The sequence below is a fragment of the Nocardia sp. NPDC049737 genome (assembly GCF_040674755.1).
GTDB lineage: Bacteria > Actinomycetota > Actinomycetes > Mycobacteriales > Mycobacteriaceae > Nocardia.
The window spans coordinates 117,726-133,100 of the sequence record NZ_JBFANH010000013.1; the positions used below are offsets into that span (position 1 = coordinate 117,726).

General features: G+C 65.9%; 14 protein-coding genes. 8 read left to right on the forward strand and 6 right to left on the reverse strand.

All coding sequences use genetic code 11. The features are described 5' to 3' along the window. The first annotated feature begins 6 nt into the window (after positions 1 to 6). Complete coding sequence (locus tag AB0J47_RS19190; RefSeq protein ID WP_364347172.1) at positions 7 to 1,521, forward strand: carboxyl transferase domain-containing protein; 1,515 nt, start codon at positions 7 to 9, stop codon at positions 1,519 to 1,521. Between the two features lie 91 nt (positions 1,522 to 1,612). Beyond that, complete coding sequence (locus tag AB0J47_RS19195; RefSeq protein WP_364347174.1) at positions 1,613 to 2,467, forward strand: aldo/keto reductase; 855 nt, start codon at positions 1,613 to 1,615, stop codon at positions 2,465 to 2,467. Here the strand turns inward: AB0J47_RS19195 and AB0J47_RS19200 are convergent. Further along, positions 2,464 to 3,591, reverse strand: a complete 1,128-nt coding sequence (locus tag AB0J47_RS19200; protein ID WP_364347176.1) for an NAD(P)-binding domain-containing protein — start codon at positions 3,589 to 3,591, stop codon at positions 2,464 to 2,466. The genes AB0J47_RS19195 and AB0J47_RS19200 overlap by 4 nt on opposite strands. A 90-nt stretch (positions 3,592 to 3,681) precedes the next feature. Here AB0J47_RS19200 and AB0J47_RS19205 point away from each other — a divergent pair, with 90 nt between their 5' ends. The 5 genes from AB0J47_RS19205 (at position 3,682) to AB0J47_RS19225 (ending at position 8,520) form a co-directional block, all read left to right on the forward strand. After that, on the forward strand, positions 3,682 to 4,407 hold the full coding sequence (locus AB0J47_RS19205; RefSeq protein WP_364347178.1) for an enoyl-CoA hydratase: 726 nt from the start codon (positions 3,682 to 3,684) through the stop codon (positions 4,405 to 4,407). Further along, on the forward strand, positions 4,408 to 5,550 hold the full coding sequence (locus AB0J47_RS19210; protein WP_364347180.1) for an MBL fold metallo-hydrolase: 1,143 nt from the start codon (positions 4,408 to 4,410) through the stop codon (positions 5,548 to 5,550). Positions 5,551 to 5,584: 34 nt separating this feature from the next. Next, positions 5,585 to 5,884, forward strand: coding sequence for an antitoxin (locus tag AB0J47_RS19215; protein ID WP_364347182.1), 300 nt, complete (start codon positions 5,585 to 5,587; stop codon positions 5,882 to 5,884). A 55-nt stretch (positions 5,885 to 5,939) separates the two neighbouring features. Beyond that, positions 5,940 to 8,249, forward strand: a complete 2,310-nt coding sequence (locus AB0J47_RS19220) for an ATP-dependent DNA ligase (protein ID WP_364347184.1) — start codon at positions 5,940 to 5,942, stop codon at positions 8,247 to 8,249. A gap of 91 nt (positions 8,250 to 8,340) precedes the next feature. Beyond that, positions 8,341 to 8,520 (forward strand): antitoxin, encoded by a 180-nt coding sequence (locus AB0J47_RS19225; RefSeq protein WP_364347186.1) that lies wholly within the window; start codon positions 8,341 to 8,343, stop codon positions 8,518 to 8,520. 80 nt (positions 8,521 to 8,600) lie between these two features. On the opposite strand, the gene AB0J47_RS19230 is transcribed toward AB0J47_RS19225, so the two are convergent. After that, a complete protein-coding gene (locus AB0J47_RS19230; RefSeq protein ID WP_364347188.1) occupies positions 8,601 to 9,248 on the reverse strand; it encodes an isochorismatase family cysteine hydrolase in 648 nt (215 codons plus the stop codon). Between the two features lie 278 nt (positions 9,249 to 9,526). Here AB0J47_RS19230 and AB0J47_RS19235 point away from each other — a divergent pair, with 278 nt between their 5' ends. Further along, entirely contained in the window at positions 9,527 to 10,768 is a 1,242-nt protein-coding gene (locus tag AB0J47_RS19235) for a lipase family protein (RefSeq protein WP_364347190.1), read from the forward strand. Between the two features lie 63 nt (positions 10,769 to 10,831). Here the strand turns inward: AB0J47_RS19235 and AB0J47_RS19240 are convergent, their stop codons facing one another. The 4 genes from AB0J47_RS19240 to AB0J47_RS19255 form a co-directional block, all read right to left on the reverse strand. After that, a complete protein-coding gene (locus AB0J47_RS19240) occupies positions 10,832 to 11,476 on the reverse strand; it encodes an ammonium transporter (protein WP_364347192.1) in 645 nt (214 codons plus the stop codon). Between the two features lie 210 nt (positions 11,477 to 11,686). Then, on the reverse strand, positions 11,687 to 12,373 hold the full coding sequence (locus AB0J47_RS19245; RefSeq protein WP_364347194.1) for a hypothetical protein: 687 nt from the start codon (positions 12,371 to 12,373) through the stop codon (positions 11,687 to 11,689). An 18-nt stretch (positions 12,374 to 12,391) separates the two neighbouring features. Further along, positions 12,392 to 13,129 carry an energy-coupling factor transporter transmembrane protein EcfT gene (locus AB0J47_RS19250; RefSeq protein WP_364347196.1) on the reverse strand — a complete coding sequence of 246 codons (738 nt, stop codon included), beginning with the start codon at positions 13,127 to 13,129 and terminating at the stop codon, positions 12,392 to 12,394. 70 nt (positions 13,130 to 13,199) lie between these two features. Then, on the reverse strand, positions 13,200 to 15,314 hold the full coding sequence (locus AB0J47_RS19255) for an ATP-binding cassette domain-containing protein (RefSeq protein WP_364347198.1): 2,115 nt from the start codon (positions 15,312 to 15,314) through the stop codon (positions 13,200 to 13,202). Positions 15,315 to 15,375: the final 61 nt, after the last annotated feature.

The following is a 15,375-nucleotide window of genomic DNA, read 5'->3' on the forward strand; positions in this document are numbered from 1 at the left end:
CGCTCGGTGAGGATTTCGGCGCGGGAGTTGCTCGGGCAACTGCTCGACTCGGACTCGTACATCAGCTGGGACCGGCCACCGGTGACGGTGGCCGCGTCCCCGCGATACCGTGCGGATCTGCACAAGGCCGAGCTGGCGGCCGGTACAGATGAGGCGGTGCTGACCGGCGAAGGTCTGCTGCGTGGTCGACGCGTGGCCGTAATCGCCTGCGAGTTCGGATTTCTGGCGGGTTCGATCGGGGTGGCGGCGGCCGAGCGCATCGTCTCGGCGGTCGAGCGCGCCACCGAACTCGGCCTGCCCCTGGTCGCGTCGCCGACCTCCGGCGGTACCAGAATGCAGGAGGGCACAGTCGCTTTCGTGCAGATGGTGAAGATCGCGGGTGCGGTCGCGGCGCACAAGGCGGCCGGGCATCCGTATCTGGTCTATCTGCGCAATCCCACGATGGGCGGCGTCTTCGCGTCCTGGGGTTCGCTGGGGCACATCACCTTCGCCGAACCCGGTGCACTCATCGGCTTTCTCGGCCCGCGCGTCTATAAAGCGTTGTACGGCAGGGATTTTCCGGAGGGCGTGCAGGTCGCGGAGAATCTGTACCGCAACGGTGTAATCGACGGTGTGCTGCCGGTTTCGGTGTTCCGCCGCATCGCGCATCGTGCGTTGAGTGTGCTCAGTGGCGTGCCGGATTCTGTTGCGGCGGAACCTGCTTGGGCCGTGCCCGTGCGTGGTACCGGGAAAGCGAGCCCGGATGTTCCGGCTTGGGAATCGGTCCAGATCTCGCGCCGCCCAGGTCGACCCGGCATTCGTGACCTGTTACGCCATGTGAAGCAACGGGTTCCGCTCAGCGGCACCGGTCAGGGTGAATCCGATCGCACAATAGTGCACGCACTGGCCCGCTTTCGTGGACAGCCGTGCATTGTATTCGGCCACGACCGCTCGGGTCAGGATGGCGAACAGACCATGGGCCCCGCCGCATTGCGCGAGGCCCGGCGCAGTATGGCGCTGGCCCAGGAATTGCGGCTGCCGCTGGTGCTGGTGATCGACACGGTTGGCGCGGCTCTGTCGAAGGAAGCCGAGGAGCGTGGGCTCGCCCCTGAAATCGCCCGCTGCATAGCCGATCTGGTGACCCTGGATACCCCGACCGTCTCGGTCCTGCTCGGTCAGGGCACCGGCGGCGGCGCATTGGCACTGCTGCCCGCCGACCGGGTCCTGGCCGCCACCCACGGCTGGCTCGCGCCGCTGCCGCCCGAAGGGGCGAGCGCCATCGTCTACCGCGATACCGACCATGCCCCCCAGCTGGCCGCCGCACAGGGCATCCGCGCCACCGACCTGCTCGCCGACGGTGTCGTCGACCGCATCGTCCCGGAATTTCCCGACGCCGCCGACGAACCGGTCGACTTCGCCCGCCGCATGGTCGCCGCCATCGCCGAAGAGCTCACCGCGCTGCGCGCCCGCCCGCACGAGGAAATTCGTGCCTCCCGCCGCACCCGCTATCGCCGCCTCGGCCAGCCTGACAACCTCCGGTAACCAGCGCGAACGAGTCCCGTTCGGAAAACCGGTGGTCAACACACCAGGGGTCCTCGTTGACGACGCGGCGCGGCACTTCTACGGTCGGAATGTGACCTTCAGAAGCGAGACCAGCGCCATTCCCTCGATCGTGCTGAACGACGGGCACGTGATCCCGCAGCTCGGCTTCGGGGTGTTCCAAGTACCGCCGCAGGACGTCCAGCCGGTCGTCACCGCCGCGCTGGAGGCGGGCTATCGCAGCATCGATACCGCCGCTATCTACGGCAATGAGGAGGGCACCGGCCGTGCCATCCGCGAATCCGGCCTGCCGCGTGACGAGGTCTACGTCACCACCAAGCTGTGGAATTCCGATCAGGGGTACGACGCCACGCTGCGCGCCTTCGACGCCAGTATGGCTCGGCTCGGCCTGGACTATCTCGATCTCTTTCTCATCCACTGGCCGGTGGCGCAGGCCGATCGTTTCGTCGAGACCTTCAAGGCCTTCCAGACACTGAAGGCGCAGGGCCGGGTGCGTTCGATCGGTGTGTCGAATTTCACCGTCGCCGATCTGGAGCGGATCATCGGTGAGACCGGCGAGATCCCGGCCGTCAACCAGGTCGAACTGCATCCACGGCTGGCGCAGCGCGAGCTACGCGCATTCCATGATGCGAATGCCATTGCCACCGAGGCGTGGAGTCCGCTGGGGCAGGGCACGCTGCTCGACGATCACACCATCGTCGCCATCGCCGATGAGGTCGACCGCACTCCGGCCCAGGTGATTATCCGCTGGCATCTTCAGCAGGGCATTGTCGTCATACCGAAGTCGGTCACTCCGTCGCGCATTGCCGGCAACTTCGACGTCTTCGGTTTCGAACTCACCGGCGACCAGATGAACGCCATCAACGCACTCGACAAGGGCGCCCGCATAGGCCCCGATCCGACCACTTTCACCGCAGGGCTCGCCTAACGAAGGCCGAGATAGGCCGTCAGTTCCTGGGCGGCGGCGCGCCCGGCTCGGTTCGCGCCGATGGTGCTGGCGGATGGTCCGTAGCCGATCAGGTGGATGCGCGGATCGACGGCGACCTGGGTGGCGAGCCGACCGGTCATGGTGATGCCGCCGCCTGGGCCGCGCAGGCGTAGCGGGGCCAAATGGTCCAGGGCACTGCGGAATCCGGTTGCCCAGAGGATCACGTCGGCGTGCTGGAACCAGCCGTCGGCCCAGCGCACCCCATCCGGTTCGATGCTCGCGAACATCGGATGCCGCTGCAGCGCGCCGCGAGCCTGAGCGGCGCGCAATCGATCGTCGAGCCGCAAACCGGTGACCGAAACCACAGAACCCGGCGGTAGGCCGCGGCGCACACGGTCCTCCACGATGGCGACGGCGGCCCGGCCGTCCTCGTCGGCGAATGATGTGTCTCGGAATACCGGTTCGCGTCGAGTCACCCAGGTCGTGGTGGTGACCTGGGAGATCTCATCGAGCAACTGAACCGCCGACACTCCGCCGCCGACCACCACGACATGTTTGTCCACGAACTCATCGGCTATGCGGTAGTCGTGTGTGTGCAATTGGCGTCCGGCGAAGGTCTCCGCGCCCGGATAGTGCGGAATGAAGGGACGCTCCCAGGTGCCGGTGCCATTGATCAGGCCGCGCACCCGGATCGTGCCCGCGGTATCGGTCTCGACATTCAGTATCGTGCCTCGCCCCGCCGTGAGGTCCGCCCCTGCGGCACAGGGGGTTCCGTCGGAATCGCGGTCGCAGACAACGGTCACCGAGACCGGTCTGCGCACCCGCAGATCGAATCGCTTCTCGTACAACTCGTAATAGCGCGGCACCGCGGTGGCCGCTGGCACGGCGTCGGAATCGGGTGGCAGTGTCTCGGCGAACGGCATGCCCGGGAGGTCGTGTACCCGGTTGACGGTGGTGAGGGTGAGCGATGTCCACCGGAACTGCCAGGCCCCACCGGGTCCCGGTGCGTGATCGACGATCAGGAAATCCCGTTCCGGGCGCAGGCCGAGGCGCTGCAGGTGGTAACCGGCCGACAGCCCGGCCTGACCAGCACCGATCACCAGGATGGAGAAGTCTGTCGGCACAAACCGAGATCGTATCGGCTTGGTCGGTATGTTCGACCACCTGTGGCAGAGTTGATGTAACCAGTCGAACCGGTCAGTTGGGGAGGATGCATGCTCGACGTTAGCCGCGATGGCGATGTCGTCACCATCGAACTACAGCGCGAGCAGCGGCGTAACGCGCTGAACATCGAACTTGTCACGCGGCTGCGCGAAGCGGTGTTGACCGCGGCCGAGGACGCCAGGGTGATTGTGCTCACCGGTCGGGGCACCCTCTTCAGCGCGGGCGCGGATCTGTCCGGGGTCTACGTGGAGGAATTCCTGGCGGCCCTGCCCGACATGCTGCACACCATCGAATCCGTACCGGTCCCGGTGATCGCGGCGATCAATGGCGGTGCACTCGGCGCGGGCGTGCAGATCGCGCTGGCCTCGGATCTGCGGGTCATGGAACCCGATTCCTATATCGCCATTCCGGCCGCCAAGCTCGGTATCACCGTCGACCGCTGGACCGTGCGGCGGTTGGTATCGCTGATCGGCGGCGGCCCGGCACGGACCGTGCTGCTGGGCGCGGAACCGGTATCGGCCGCCGACGCCTACTCCTTCGGCTTCGCCAACCGGCTCGGCACCCTGGCCGATGCGCAGGCGTGGGCCAAATCGATCGCCCAACTGGCACCGCTCTCGCTGCGGCATATGAAGTTGGAGTTCAACGATGACGGCACCCGGGATCCGGAGAACACGCAGCAGCGTGCGGCGCTGGAGGCGGCGTGGACCAGTCAGGACGCCCAGGAGGGGCGGCTGGCCAGGGCAGAGAAGCGCGCGGCGAAATTCGTGGGACGATAAATGAATCCGAAGAAGATAGTCGGTATTGCCGCCGGTGCTCTCGGCCTCGCCTGGGTGGCACGCGCGGTCTGGGACATCCCCTCGGCGATCGGCGCCTCCATCAACGCCATTGCGCCATACGCCACCGGCGCGGTGAGCTATCGCAATCGTCAGTTCCACAACACCGAGCCGAGCACCCAGTTCGTCTCGGGCGCCGCTCCGTCCCTGTTGTTTTCGGTGCTGACTCGGCGTAATGCCGGTCGTCCACGCACCGCGGTTCCGCTGGCGACGCCCGACGTACCGACCGATGCCGCCGATCTCGCGGTCACCTGGTACGGGCACGCATCGGCGCTCATCGAGGTGGACGGGTATCGGATTCTCACCGATCCGGTTTGGAGCGAACGGGTTTCGCCGTCGGCGCTGGTCGGGCCGGCGCGGCTGCATCCGGTGCCGACGCCGCTATCGGAGCTGCCGCAGGTGGACGCGGTGCTGATCTCGCACGATCACTACGACCATCTGGACAAGGCGACGGTGCGTCAGCTGGTGGTCGGACAGGCCGCGCCCTTCCTGGTGCCGATCGGCATCGGCGCACATCTGCGGCACTGGGGTGTGCCCGAACATCGGATCGTCGAATTGGATTGGGGCGGTTCGGTTTCCCTTGCCTCGCTGGGGCGCGAGCGCGATGGCACCGATCTGGTGCTCACCTGTACCGAGGCGCGCCACTTCTCCGGCCGCGGCCTGGTGCGCAACACCACACTGTGGGCGTCCTGGTCCATCATCGGCCCGACGCGGCGGGTCTACTTCGGCGGTGATACCGGATACACCAAGGCTTTCGCCGAAGCCGGTGCCGCGCTCGGACCGTTCGATCTGACGCTGCTGCCGATCGGGGCCTATGACGAGGCCTGGCCGGATGTGCATATGAACCCGGAGGAGGCGGTGCGGGCACATGCCGACCTCGGCGTCGGCGATCCGGGACACGGACTGCTGGTGCCCATTCACTGGGCGACCTTCAATCTGGCCTTCCACGGGTGGTCGGAGCCGGTGCGCCGGATGGTCGAGGCGGCGCGGTCGGCCGGTACCGCGGTGGCGGTGCCGATGCCCGGCCAGCGCATCGATCCCAATGACCTGCCGAGCCGGGATTCCTGGTGGGAGGATATTGGGTGAATACCTAGGTTCGTCGACAGGAAGGAATGCAGGTATGAGTGTCGTGGACACCCTGAAAGGCCTGGTCGGCAAGGGTAAGGAAACGGCGGCCAAGAACGCCGACAAAATCAACGAAGCGGTCGACAAGGCCGGCGGGTTCATCGACGAGAAAACCGGCCACAAATACTCCGACAAGATCGGCAAGGTGCAGGAGGCCGCCAAGAAGGCGGTCCCGACGGACCACTCCGCATCGGAACCGCCCGCGCCCGCACCGAAGCCGCCCGTGCCAGAGGAGCCGCCTGTGCCGCCCGCTCCCAAGCCCGCCCCCGAGCCGGGAGAGCCGGGGCAGCCGTAGGCCTGATATGTGGCGGGGACCGGTATCTGTCGGTCCCCGCCCCTAAGCTTCATTTATGGTGACCCGCCGGGAATTCGGTGGCAGCCCGGGCCGGCCGGGCATCGAGGTTGAGCTGAGCAACCTCGACAAGGTGCTGTATCCGGCAACAGGAACCACCAAGGGCGAGGTCATCGCCTACTACTCGGCCATCGCGCCCGCGATGCTGCCACACATCGCCGGGCGGCCGGTCACCCGGAAGCGTTGGCCCAACGGGGTCGACGAATCATCCTTTTTCGAAAAGAATCTCCCCGAACACGCGCCGTCGTGGCTCGAGCGCCATGCCATCGAACATTCCGATCGCAAGGTTGCCTACCCGGTCATCGATTCCGAGGCCGGACTGGCCTGGATCGGACAGCAGGCGGCGCTGGAAGTCCATGTGCCGCAATGGCGTTTCGACGGTGACAAGGTCGGCTACGCCACCCGGTTGGTATTCGATTTGGATCCCGGGCCGGGCGCGGGACTCGCGGAATGCGCGCGGGTCGCGCTCGCGGTGCGCGAGATGGTCGAGGGCATCGGGCTGCACGCCTTTCCGGTTACCAGTGGTAGCAAGGGAATTCACATCTATGTGCCGCTGGAACGGGAGTTGAGTCCGGGTGGTGCGTCCACCGTGGCCAAACAGGTGGCGACGAATCTGGAAAAGCTGCACCCGGATCTGGTGACCGCGACGATGGCGAAATCGGCGCGCGGCGGGAAGGTCTTCCTGGACTGGAGTCAGAACAATCCGGCCAAGACCACCATCGCACCGTATTCGCTGCGCGGCCGCACCGAACCGAATGCGGCCGCACCGCGCACCTGGGCCGAGTTGGAGAACCGGAAGAAGCTGCGACACTTGCGCTTCGACGAGGTGCTGGCCCGCTGGCGCGATGATGGCGATCTGCTCGCCGAGTTGGATCCGCCCAGCTCGGACAGCGATGCGCTGACGAAATACCGCTCGATGCGCGATGCTTCGGCGACCCCGGAACCGGTGCCCTCCGAAAAACCAGCGCCGGGAACGAATAATCGGTTCGTCGTCCAGGAACATCATGCGCGGCGGCTGCATTGGGACGTGCGGCTCGAACGCGACGGTGTGTTGGTGTCGTGGGCCGTGCCGAAGGGGCCGCCGACCTCATCGGATCAGAACCGGCTCGCCGTGCACACCGAGGACCATCCGTTGGAGTACTTGAACTTCCACGGTGCCATCCCGAAGGGACAGTACGGCGCGGGGGAGATGACCATCTGGGATTCCGGTACCTATGACACCGAGAAGTGGCGCGCGGACGAGGTCATCGTCACCTTCTACGGCAAGCGACTGCGCGGCCGCTACGCGATGATCCGAACCAATGGCACCCAGTGGCTGATGCATCTCATGCGCGAGCAGAATCCGGCCGAGGAGGGCACCGACCGGGTCTCCAGTGGTCCGGTCGGCCCCGAGGCCGCGTTCATCGTGCCGAGACCGGCTGGGCCCGCGCCCTTTCCGCGTGGCCTGCGGCCGATGCTGGCCACGCACGGTGAGGTCGCCGATCTCGATGATGTCGAGTGGTGCTTCGAAACCAAATGGGACGGCTTCCGGCTGATCGCCGAAATAGATTCCGGAACACTGACGTTGCGCAGCCGGGCGGGCAATGTGGTGACCGAACGCTATCCCTGCATGGCCGTGCTGGCCGAGGAGTTGGCCGGACACAATGTGGTGCTCGACGGTGAGGCCGTGGTGTTCGACGATCACGGCATCGCCAATGTCGGTCTGTTGCAGGCCGATGCGGCCCGTGCGGTCTTCGTCGCCTTCGATGTGCTGTATTTGGACGGGACTTCCCTTATCCGCAAACGGTATTCGGATCGGCGTCGGGTATTGGAAGCGATCGCGGGCAACGCACCGTCACTGCGGGTGCCGCCGCGACTGGACGGCTCCGGCGCCGAAGCGCTGCGCTACAGCCAGGAGCAGGGCCTGGAGGGTGTAGTCGCCAAGCGCAAGGATTCGGTGTATCTGCCCGGTAAGCGCGGGCATTCGTGGGTTAAGCACCGCAACTGGCGCACCCAGCGGGTGCTGATCGGCGGCTGGCGACGCAGTGACGCCCGCAACTTCAAATCGCTGCTGGTCGGCATTCCGCACGAGGGCAGGTTGTATTACGTGGGGCGGGTCGGCACCGGGTTCAGCGAGTCGGTGATGCGGGATCTGGCCGAAAAGCTGGGCAAGTTGGAGCGCAAGACCACCCCGTTCGACAACGATCTCACCGCCGAGGAGCGCGAGGACGCGGTGTGGGTCACCCCGAAACTGAGCGGAACCGTGCGCTTCATGAACTGGACCGAGACCGGCCGCCTCTGGCATCCGGCCTGGCTCGGCGAGATGTGACGGCGGTCGCTGATGGTTTGCCGGGTCATCGGGGAGTTCGCTGGGTATCGTTTGTTCGCGGTTGTGTCGGCTCGAAAACGAGGAGTGCACGGTGGATTTCAAGAACCTGGCGAATAAGGCGCTGGACCTGGCCCAGCAGAATGCGGACAAGGTGGATACCGCCATCGATAAGGTGGGCGATCTCGTCGACAAGCAGACCGACGGCAAGTTCGCCGGCCAGGTCGACGCCGCGCAGGATGCCGCCAAGAAGGCCATCCACAAGGACGGCTGAGTCGCCCGACCCTTTCGAGCGACCTGCAAGCAGTCGCTACGGCGTGGCGGACCGGGCGTACCGATCCGCCATTTCCGCGGTCAGCTCTGTTCGCGGGCGAGCAGCGCAATGATGGTCGCGCTATCGGTGACCATCGCGTGCCCCTGGAATTCGAAATCGTCGTAGGCGCGCGCCATTGCCTCCTTATCGCGGCCGCCGACGGCATCGCTGATGATCACCGGCACGAAGCCGAGATCGGTCGAATGGGTGACAGTCGGCGCGATGCCGATCTCCAGTGCGACACCTGTGATCGCGTATGCGCCGATGCCGAGATCGCGCAGCACCGCGGCCAAGGGCGTGCCCTCGAATGCCGACATGGAGGTCTTGTCGAAGATCACTTCATCGGCTGTCGGCCGCAGCTCCGGCACCAGTTCGAAGGCCGGGGTGTCACGCTGCAGAATGAATTTCACGTCATCGACATCGTCGACCTGCTGCCAGCTCATCGCCATGCGCAGCGCGAAGGCACCACTCAGGCGGCGCGGCAGGAAGAAATGCCGCAGGAAAATGACCGGATAACCGCCGCGCCGTGCCGCTTCGACCACCCGCGCCACCCGCTCGATGATCTGCGGACCGTCCGGTAATTGGGACAGCACACCGACCTGCATGTCGTAGACGATCACCGCCATGCGGTGCGGCGCACACACATCGGCGAGATCTTCGGGAATGTCCAGTCCGTTGCCATGCCGCATGGTCAGCTCACTCCTGTTCGGTACCGGTCACCTTCGGGGTACCGACGGTGATTCCGTTGCGCGATAGCCACTTTCGAAGCGTGCTTCAGGCCCGCCTCGTCCCAACTGTAACCATGTCGGAAATCGGACATGCAGGGCGTCGCCGATGTCCGCCCGTGACCGTTGCTAGGGCCTCTGAGCAGGCAGTACGGTGGTGGTATTCGAGTCCGGGCGAAGTCGGCGCCGACGCATCCCAGGCGCATTATGCGTCGCGCCGCGTCGGAACGCTGGAGGCCGCGATGAAAATTTTGTCTGCGTCATTCGTCGGCGCTGACCGGAAATCCGGTGCGATATCGATCCTTATCGTCCTAGCGGTCGTGGCGTTCGCATTCGTGCCCGTTGCCCGAGCTTTGCCGCCGCCGGATCAGGACCCGTTCTACGCGGCACCGGTCGATCTGGCTTCGCAGCCCGACGGTGCTGTCCTGCGGACTCGCTCGATCGCGTTGTACGGTCTACCGCTTCCGGTTTCGGCCTGGCAGGTGCAATACCGGACCAACGACACGAACGGCTCGCCGACCGCGGGGATGGCGACCGTGCTGGTGCCGAACTGGCCGTGGTTCGGTCCGGGGCAGCGGCCGCTGCTGTCGTATCAGATCGCTGAAGACAGCCTCGACACTCGGTGCGCGCCGTCGTACGCGCTGCGAGGCGGCTGGGATCTCGGCGGCGTGAATACCTATATCGACACACCGTTCATCGCCGAGGCGCTGCGTCGCGGCTGGGCGGTGGTGGCAAGCGATTACGAGGGGCCGGACTCGCGATTCCTGGACGGCGTCAACTCCGGCCGTGCGGTGCTCGACGGCATCCGCGCCGCTCGGGCGCTCGCACCGGATGGCGTCGGTCCGGGGAGTCCCATTGGGGCGTGGGGCTATTCGGGCGGTGCCTTCGCGACGCTGTGGGCGGCGCAGATACAACCGGAGTACGCGCCCGATATCCAATTCGCCGGAATCACCTCGGGTGGTGTGCCCACCGATTGGACGGCGATGGCCCATGGTGTCGATGGCACCGCGCAAGCGGGGCTGGCAATGCTCGTCTTGATCGCGATCGCGAAGGACGAGCCGAATTCCGGTGTGCCGGACCTGCTCAACGAACGCGGTCGGATCGCCCTTGTCGAGGATGCCTCGGCTTGTGGTCCGGATCTCCTCTTCAAGTACTTCAATGCGCATGTGGACGATTTCGCGGCGGTGTCGGACGTGTTGTCCCATCCGGTATTGCGGGCGGCGACCGACCGGCAGGAGCTCGGCGGCAGTGCACCGGTCATGCCGATGTACCTGTACCACAGCACAACTGACGATGTGATCCCGGTCGCGGGCTTTACCGATCTGGTCGGGCGATACTGCGCACAGGGTGCCGATCTCACCTCGGTGCATTCGGTGCTGCCCGGACACGATGTGGCCGCCATCGGTGAGACGGCCGGTGCGATGGGCTTCCTCGCCGATCGCTTCGCGGGTGTCCCAGTAGCGCCCGGCTGTCACGGGCGATAAACGAAAGATGCGGCGCGCTACGAGGATTCGCCGCGCGCCGCGTTCGCAGTGCTGTGCGTGGTCTTACTTGACCGGAGCGTCCTGCCATTTGGTGGTGCCGGGCGGGGCGGACAGGGTGCTGAGCAGATCGATGCCCGCGATGATCAGTGCCGGCCCACCGACCACGAGGGTACCGATAATGCCGCCGATGCCCGCGCCCGCGATGACGCTGGCGATGACGGTCGGTCCGCCGATGATGCCGGTGAGCCCGACCAGGGCGCCGATAACCGTGCCGAGGAAGCCGCCGATGGCGGCGGCAATGCTGAACTGGGACAGGAAGCTATCCTGCGCGCGCAGATTCTCTCGCGGCGACGCGACCGGCGTGGCCGCCTGCCGCGCCGTCGTGTAGTCCTTGACCGCGGTCAACTCCAGCACCCGGCCCGCGTCGCGAATCTCGTGCGGCATGGCGAACTCCAGACCGTCCTGCCGGAACACCAGTGGCAGCGTGACCACCGTATTGCCCGCGATGTCCTTGACATCCACGGTGTTCGCCGACATCTGGAAGGATCCGTTGGTCAGCGTGGTGACGATCTTGTCGCCAACCAGTTTTGCCTCGTATCCGATATCCGGTACGGGCGCGGCATCCGGCTGTGCATAGGAAGTGCCCGAGCCGACCGCGACAGCGGCGACGATCGGCACGGCTGCCGCAGTGATCTTGCGGAGAATCATTCCGGGGTCCAATCTTCATCAGGTTTTGCAAGCCGTAGCAACGCTCCGCACACGAAAAATCCTCCCCCCGACGCTGTGCAGAGTCACGATGTGATCTAGAGAACACACTCCGAGGACACCGTACCGCGTAAAAAAGGTTTAGAGGAATGCTTTTCGGGGTATCCGGTATTACTCACATGATGAGTCTTGTTATAGCTCTTCGCTATTCGGTCAGGACCCCGGCTGCTGCAAGACATTGATCGCGCGGGCGATCACCAGGATCACCAGCACCAGCGAGATCGCCGATTGCAGCATCATCGTCGCCTTCGCCCACCGCGACATCGGCATCACATCGGTCGGACTGAACGCCGTCGCATTGGTGAACGCCAGATACAGATAGTCCAGGAACTGTGGCTCCCAGTCGAGTCCGGCCAGGTCCGGGCTCTGCATCTGCACGAACAGGAAGTCCGGCAATGGCTTTCGCGCATGCGCGCGTGCCGCGGGTCCGCCGCGATCGAACTCCCAATACCAGAGGCCGAATACCACCACATTGGTCAACCACACCGCACCGCCCGAGACGAGCAGTCGCATGGGATCGGTGAGTGTCCCATCGATCAGTTGGAACACCAGTCGACCCGCCGACACCGCCGTGGCCAGACTCAGCAACCCGGTCAGCAGCAGGCCGCCGCTGCGCAACCAGCGCTCTTCCCGGTTGAGCCGGAACGGATTCGCCACCACCAGCACGCCGAGCAACAGGACCTCGAGCACGGGCAGGACCAGCCAGGCGGGCTGCTGCCGGAGCTCCTTCGGCGCCACCTGCAACACCACGATCACCAGCACGGCGAGCGTCGCGGCCAACCGCGACTCACCCTCCGTCCTGCGTTGCCAGGCAGGCACATCCTCGTCTTGGTCCGGCACAGAGGCCAGTATCGCCGATCAGGTCAGCAGATCGAGGACGACCGCGCCGAGGCAGACCGTGATAACAATGGTCAGCGCGATCACGTCATTGCGGCCAGGGGCGCTCGGGCGGGCAGTCAGCTGGCCGGTGCCGCCACGTGCGGTAATGGCCTCGCCCAGTTCGGTTGCCCGGCGGCTGGATACCGCCATGGCGGCGGTGAGGATATCGACGAGCGGATTGTCGGCGGCGCGATTGAGCAGGCCGTCCTTCGGGCGAAGTCGCCGCGCCGCCCGCAGCACCCGGATCTCGTCCATCAGCAGTGGCAGTCCGCGCAGTGTCAGCGCGATGACCACGGCCCATTCGTCCACGGGCACGTGGAATCTGCGTAGCGGGGAGCCGAGTTTGGCCAGCGCGGGTGCGATATCCCCCATCGGGGTGGTCCAGGCGATCAGGAACGAGGATGCCAGCAGGATCAGGCCGAAGACGGTGACATTGATGTAGCGCAGTAAGGATTCGCTGCCCACCGGCACATTGAGCAGGGCGCCGATACCGAGTATTGCCCAGAACCACCATGGCAGGCGAGGAAGTGTGCTCAGTGGCAGTCGGGCCACCACCCCGATCGCGATCAGGAATACGACCATCAAGCCGAGTACCGGCCAGGACGGCAGGAACATCAGCACTACACTGATCAGGAACGCGCCGATGATCTTGGTTCCGGCCCAGAGGCTGTGCACCGGACTGGAAACCGGCACTTCGCGGAACAGCACCGTGCTCATGACTGCGCCTCGCTGGCGCTCGGCTCCGTCATGACCACGTATGTGGCTGTGTCTATTGTTCGCTCGCTCATTATCGACCTCCGTCCCCGAGCCGCCAGGCTGGATCGCCCGGGCGGGTTCCCGGCATCGTCGAGTGGGTATCCGGCTGGTGCGCGGGCACATTCGCGGTATCGCGGATCGGATCGGTCTCCAGAATGCGTCCGGCCTCGAGATGTACAGTCCGATCGCAGACCGTGGCCATATCGTGCACGTCATGTGAGATGACGATCAAGGTGAGGCCGGAATCGCGCAGGCGGGCAAGCAGTTCCACGATCTCCGCGCGGCCCTGAGGGTCCAATCCGGCCAGCGGTTCGTCCAGCACGACCACCGGCGAATGGCTGGCCACAATGGCTGCGAGCACCACGCGTTTGGCTTGGCCGCCGCTGAGTTCCTCGATTGAGCGTGCGGCGAGTGCGCGATCCAAACCCACCGCATCCAGTGCGCGTCCGACCGCACCGGATCCGGCGGCCCGTCCGCCCCAGTCCGCGATTTCGTCGCCGACCGTCTGCTTCTGCAACTGCAGCCGGGAGTGCTGGAACGCCAATTCCACCCGGCCGATCTGTTTTGCGATCGGCTTATCGCTCAATTCGCAACGGCCGGAACTGGGTTCGATCAATCCCGCCATGATCCAGGCCAGCGTCGATTTGCCGGATCCATTGCCGCCCACTACGAGTAGTGCCTCGCCGCGCCGAACCGTCAGATCGACACCGTGCAAAGCCGGTGCGGCCCACGGTGTTCCGTGGTTGTAGGTGTGGCGCACCTCGCTCAGTCGCAGGATGGTTTCACCCATCGGCCGACGCCGGATCTCGCCGACCGGCTGCGGCCAGGCGGGCAGCCGCTCGACGGTCCGGCCACCTGCCAGGTGCACCACCCGATCGGCGGCGGCCGCATCGGCCTCATGGTGGGTGACCAGCACCACCGCCATCGGATGGCGTTTAGGCAGTTCGGCCAGGAGTGCGACGAGATCGTGGCGACCGTCCGGATCGATCATCGAGGTGGCCTCGTCGGCAATGAGCAGCGCGGGGCGGCGGGCCAATGCCGCGGCCACCGCGAGTCGCTGCTGCTGACCGCCGGACAGGGTCGCAGTCTCGCGATCGCCCATACCGTCCAGGCCGACCTCGCGCAGCAGGGCGGCGATATCGACCGCGGTGGCGAGTTCGGTGGACAGACCCCACACCACATCGTCGGCGACGAGCACACCGAGCGTTTGACTCTCCGGCCGCTGCAGCACCAGTGCGGTGCCACCCAGGTGACCGAGGCCCGCCGCGCCAGGGCGGTCAACGCCACCGGTGGTCGGCGGTTGTCCCGCGAGCAGCCGGGTCAGTGTCGATTTGCCGGACCCGTTGTGGCCGACAATGGCCACGAATTCGCCGATGTCGACGGTGAAATCGATCCCGGACAGTGCGTCCACCGGCGCTCCCGGATAGCGGAAACCGACCTCGCGTAGTCGCACCGGCAACGGCGCGATCGGCCGGTCGTCAGGCGGTGCGTCGAGCCGGTCGTGACTCGGCAGCCATGCCAGCCGATCGAGTACCGAGCCGAGGACGAACCAGGAGAACACCGCCGTCACGATGATGCCCGCCAGCACGCCACCACCGATCAGGACCCACCACCAGCGGATCGCGGCGTCGGCGGCGTCGGAGACCCCGCGTCCGAGCGGTTCCAGCTGGGGTTGCTGTGCTGCCGTCCGCTCCAGGCCTTCCGCGGTGCTGCGGATGGTGTCGAACAGCAGATTCCGGGAGCGGGACAACACGAGCAGCGATCCGATGGCGAAGGCTGCGAAGCCGAGACCGGCGAGTGTCGATAATCCGAGCACCGCGGGCAGGCCGCCACGTCGCCGTTTGACCGTGCCGATAATCCCCGCGATGGTGGCTGAGCTGAGAATGCCGAATGCGGGCACGAGGCCCGCCGCGACAAAGCAGACCAGCACGGCCGAGCCGGTCGCGGTGATCAGGACGCGCAGCCGATAGCGATGCGCGATCATGGCCAGCGGCACCGCGGCGACCAACTGCAGCGCCGCGGCTATCGGAATCAACGCGCCGACGGTGACCAGGGCGACGGAGGCACCCCCGAGCACCGCCCCCACCGCCAATTCGATCGGGCGCAGTGGTCCGCGCTCGGTGGGGCGGACGGGCAGATCACTCACGGGTCAAGTCTGCCAGCATCCTGTGGACAGTTCGTGTGGTCTTTCTGTGGAGAGAGTGAGC

Coding starts and splice junctions, on each gene's coding strand:
- AB0J47_RS19205 (WP_364347178.1), top strand. CDS start 3,682: ATGCTCGACGTTAGCCGCGATGGCGATGTCGTCACCATCGAACTACAG.
- AB0J47_RS19210 (WP_364347180.1), top strand. CDS start 4,408: ATGAATCCGAAGAAGATAGTCGGTATTGCCGCCGGTGCTCTCGGCCTC.
- AB0J47_RS19215 (WP_364347182.1), top strand. CDS start 5,585: ATGAGTGTCGTGGACACCCTGAAAGGCCTGGTCGGCAAGGGTAAGGAA.
- AB0J47_RS19220 (WP_364347184.1), top strand. CDS start 5,940: ATGGTGACCCGCCGGGAATTCGGTGGCAGCCCGGGCCGGCCGGGCATC.
- AB0J47_RS19230 (WP_364347188.1), bottom strand. CDS start 9,248: ATGCGGCATGGCAACGGACTGGACATTCCCGAAGATCTCGCCGATGTG.
- AB0J47_RS19235 (WP_364347190.1), top strand. CDS start 9,527: ATGAAAATTTTGTCTGCGTCATTCGTCGGCGCTGACCGGAAATCCGGT.
- AB0J47_RS19240 (WP_364347192.1), bottom strand. CDS start 11,476: ATGATTCTCCGCAAGATCACTGCGGCAGCCGTGCCGATCGTCGCCGCT.
- AB0J47_RS19250 (WP_364347196.1), bottom strand. CDS start 13,129: ATGAGCACGGTGCTGTTCCGCGAAGTGCCGGTTTCCAGTCCGGTGCAC.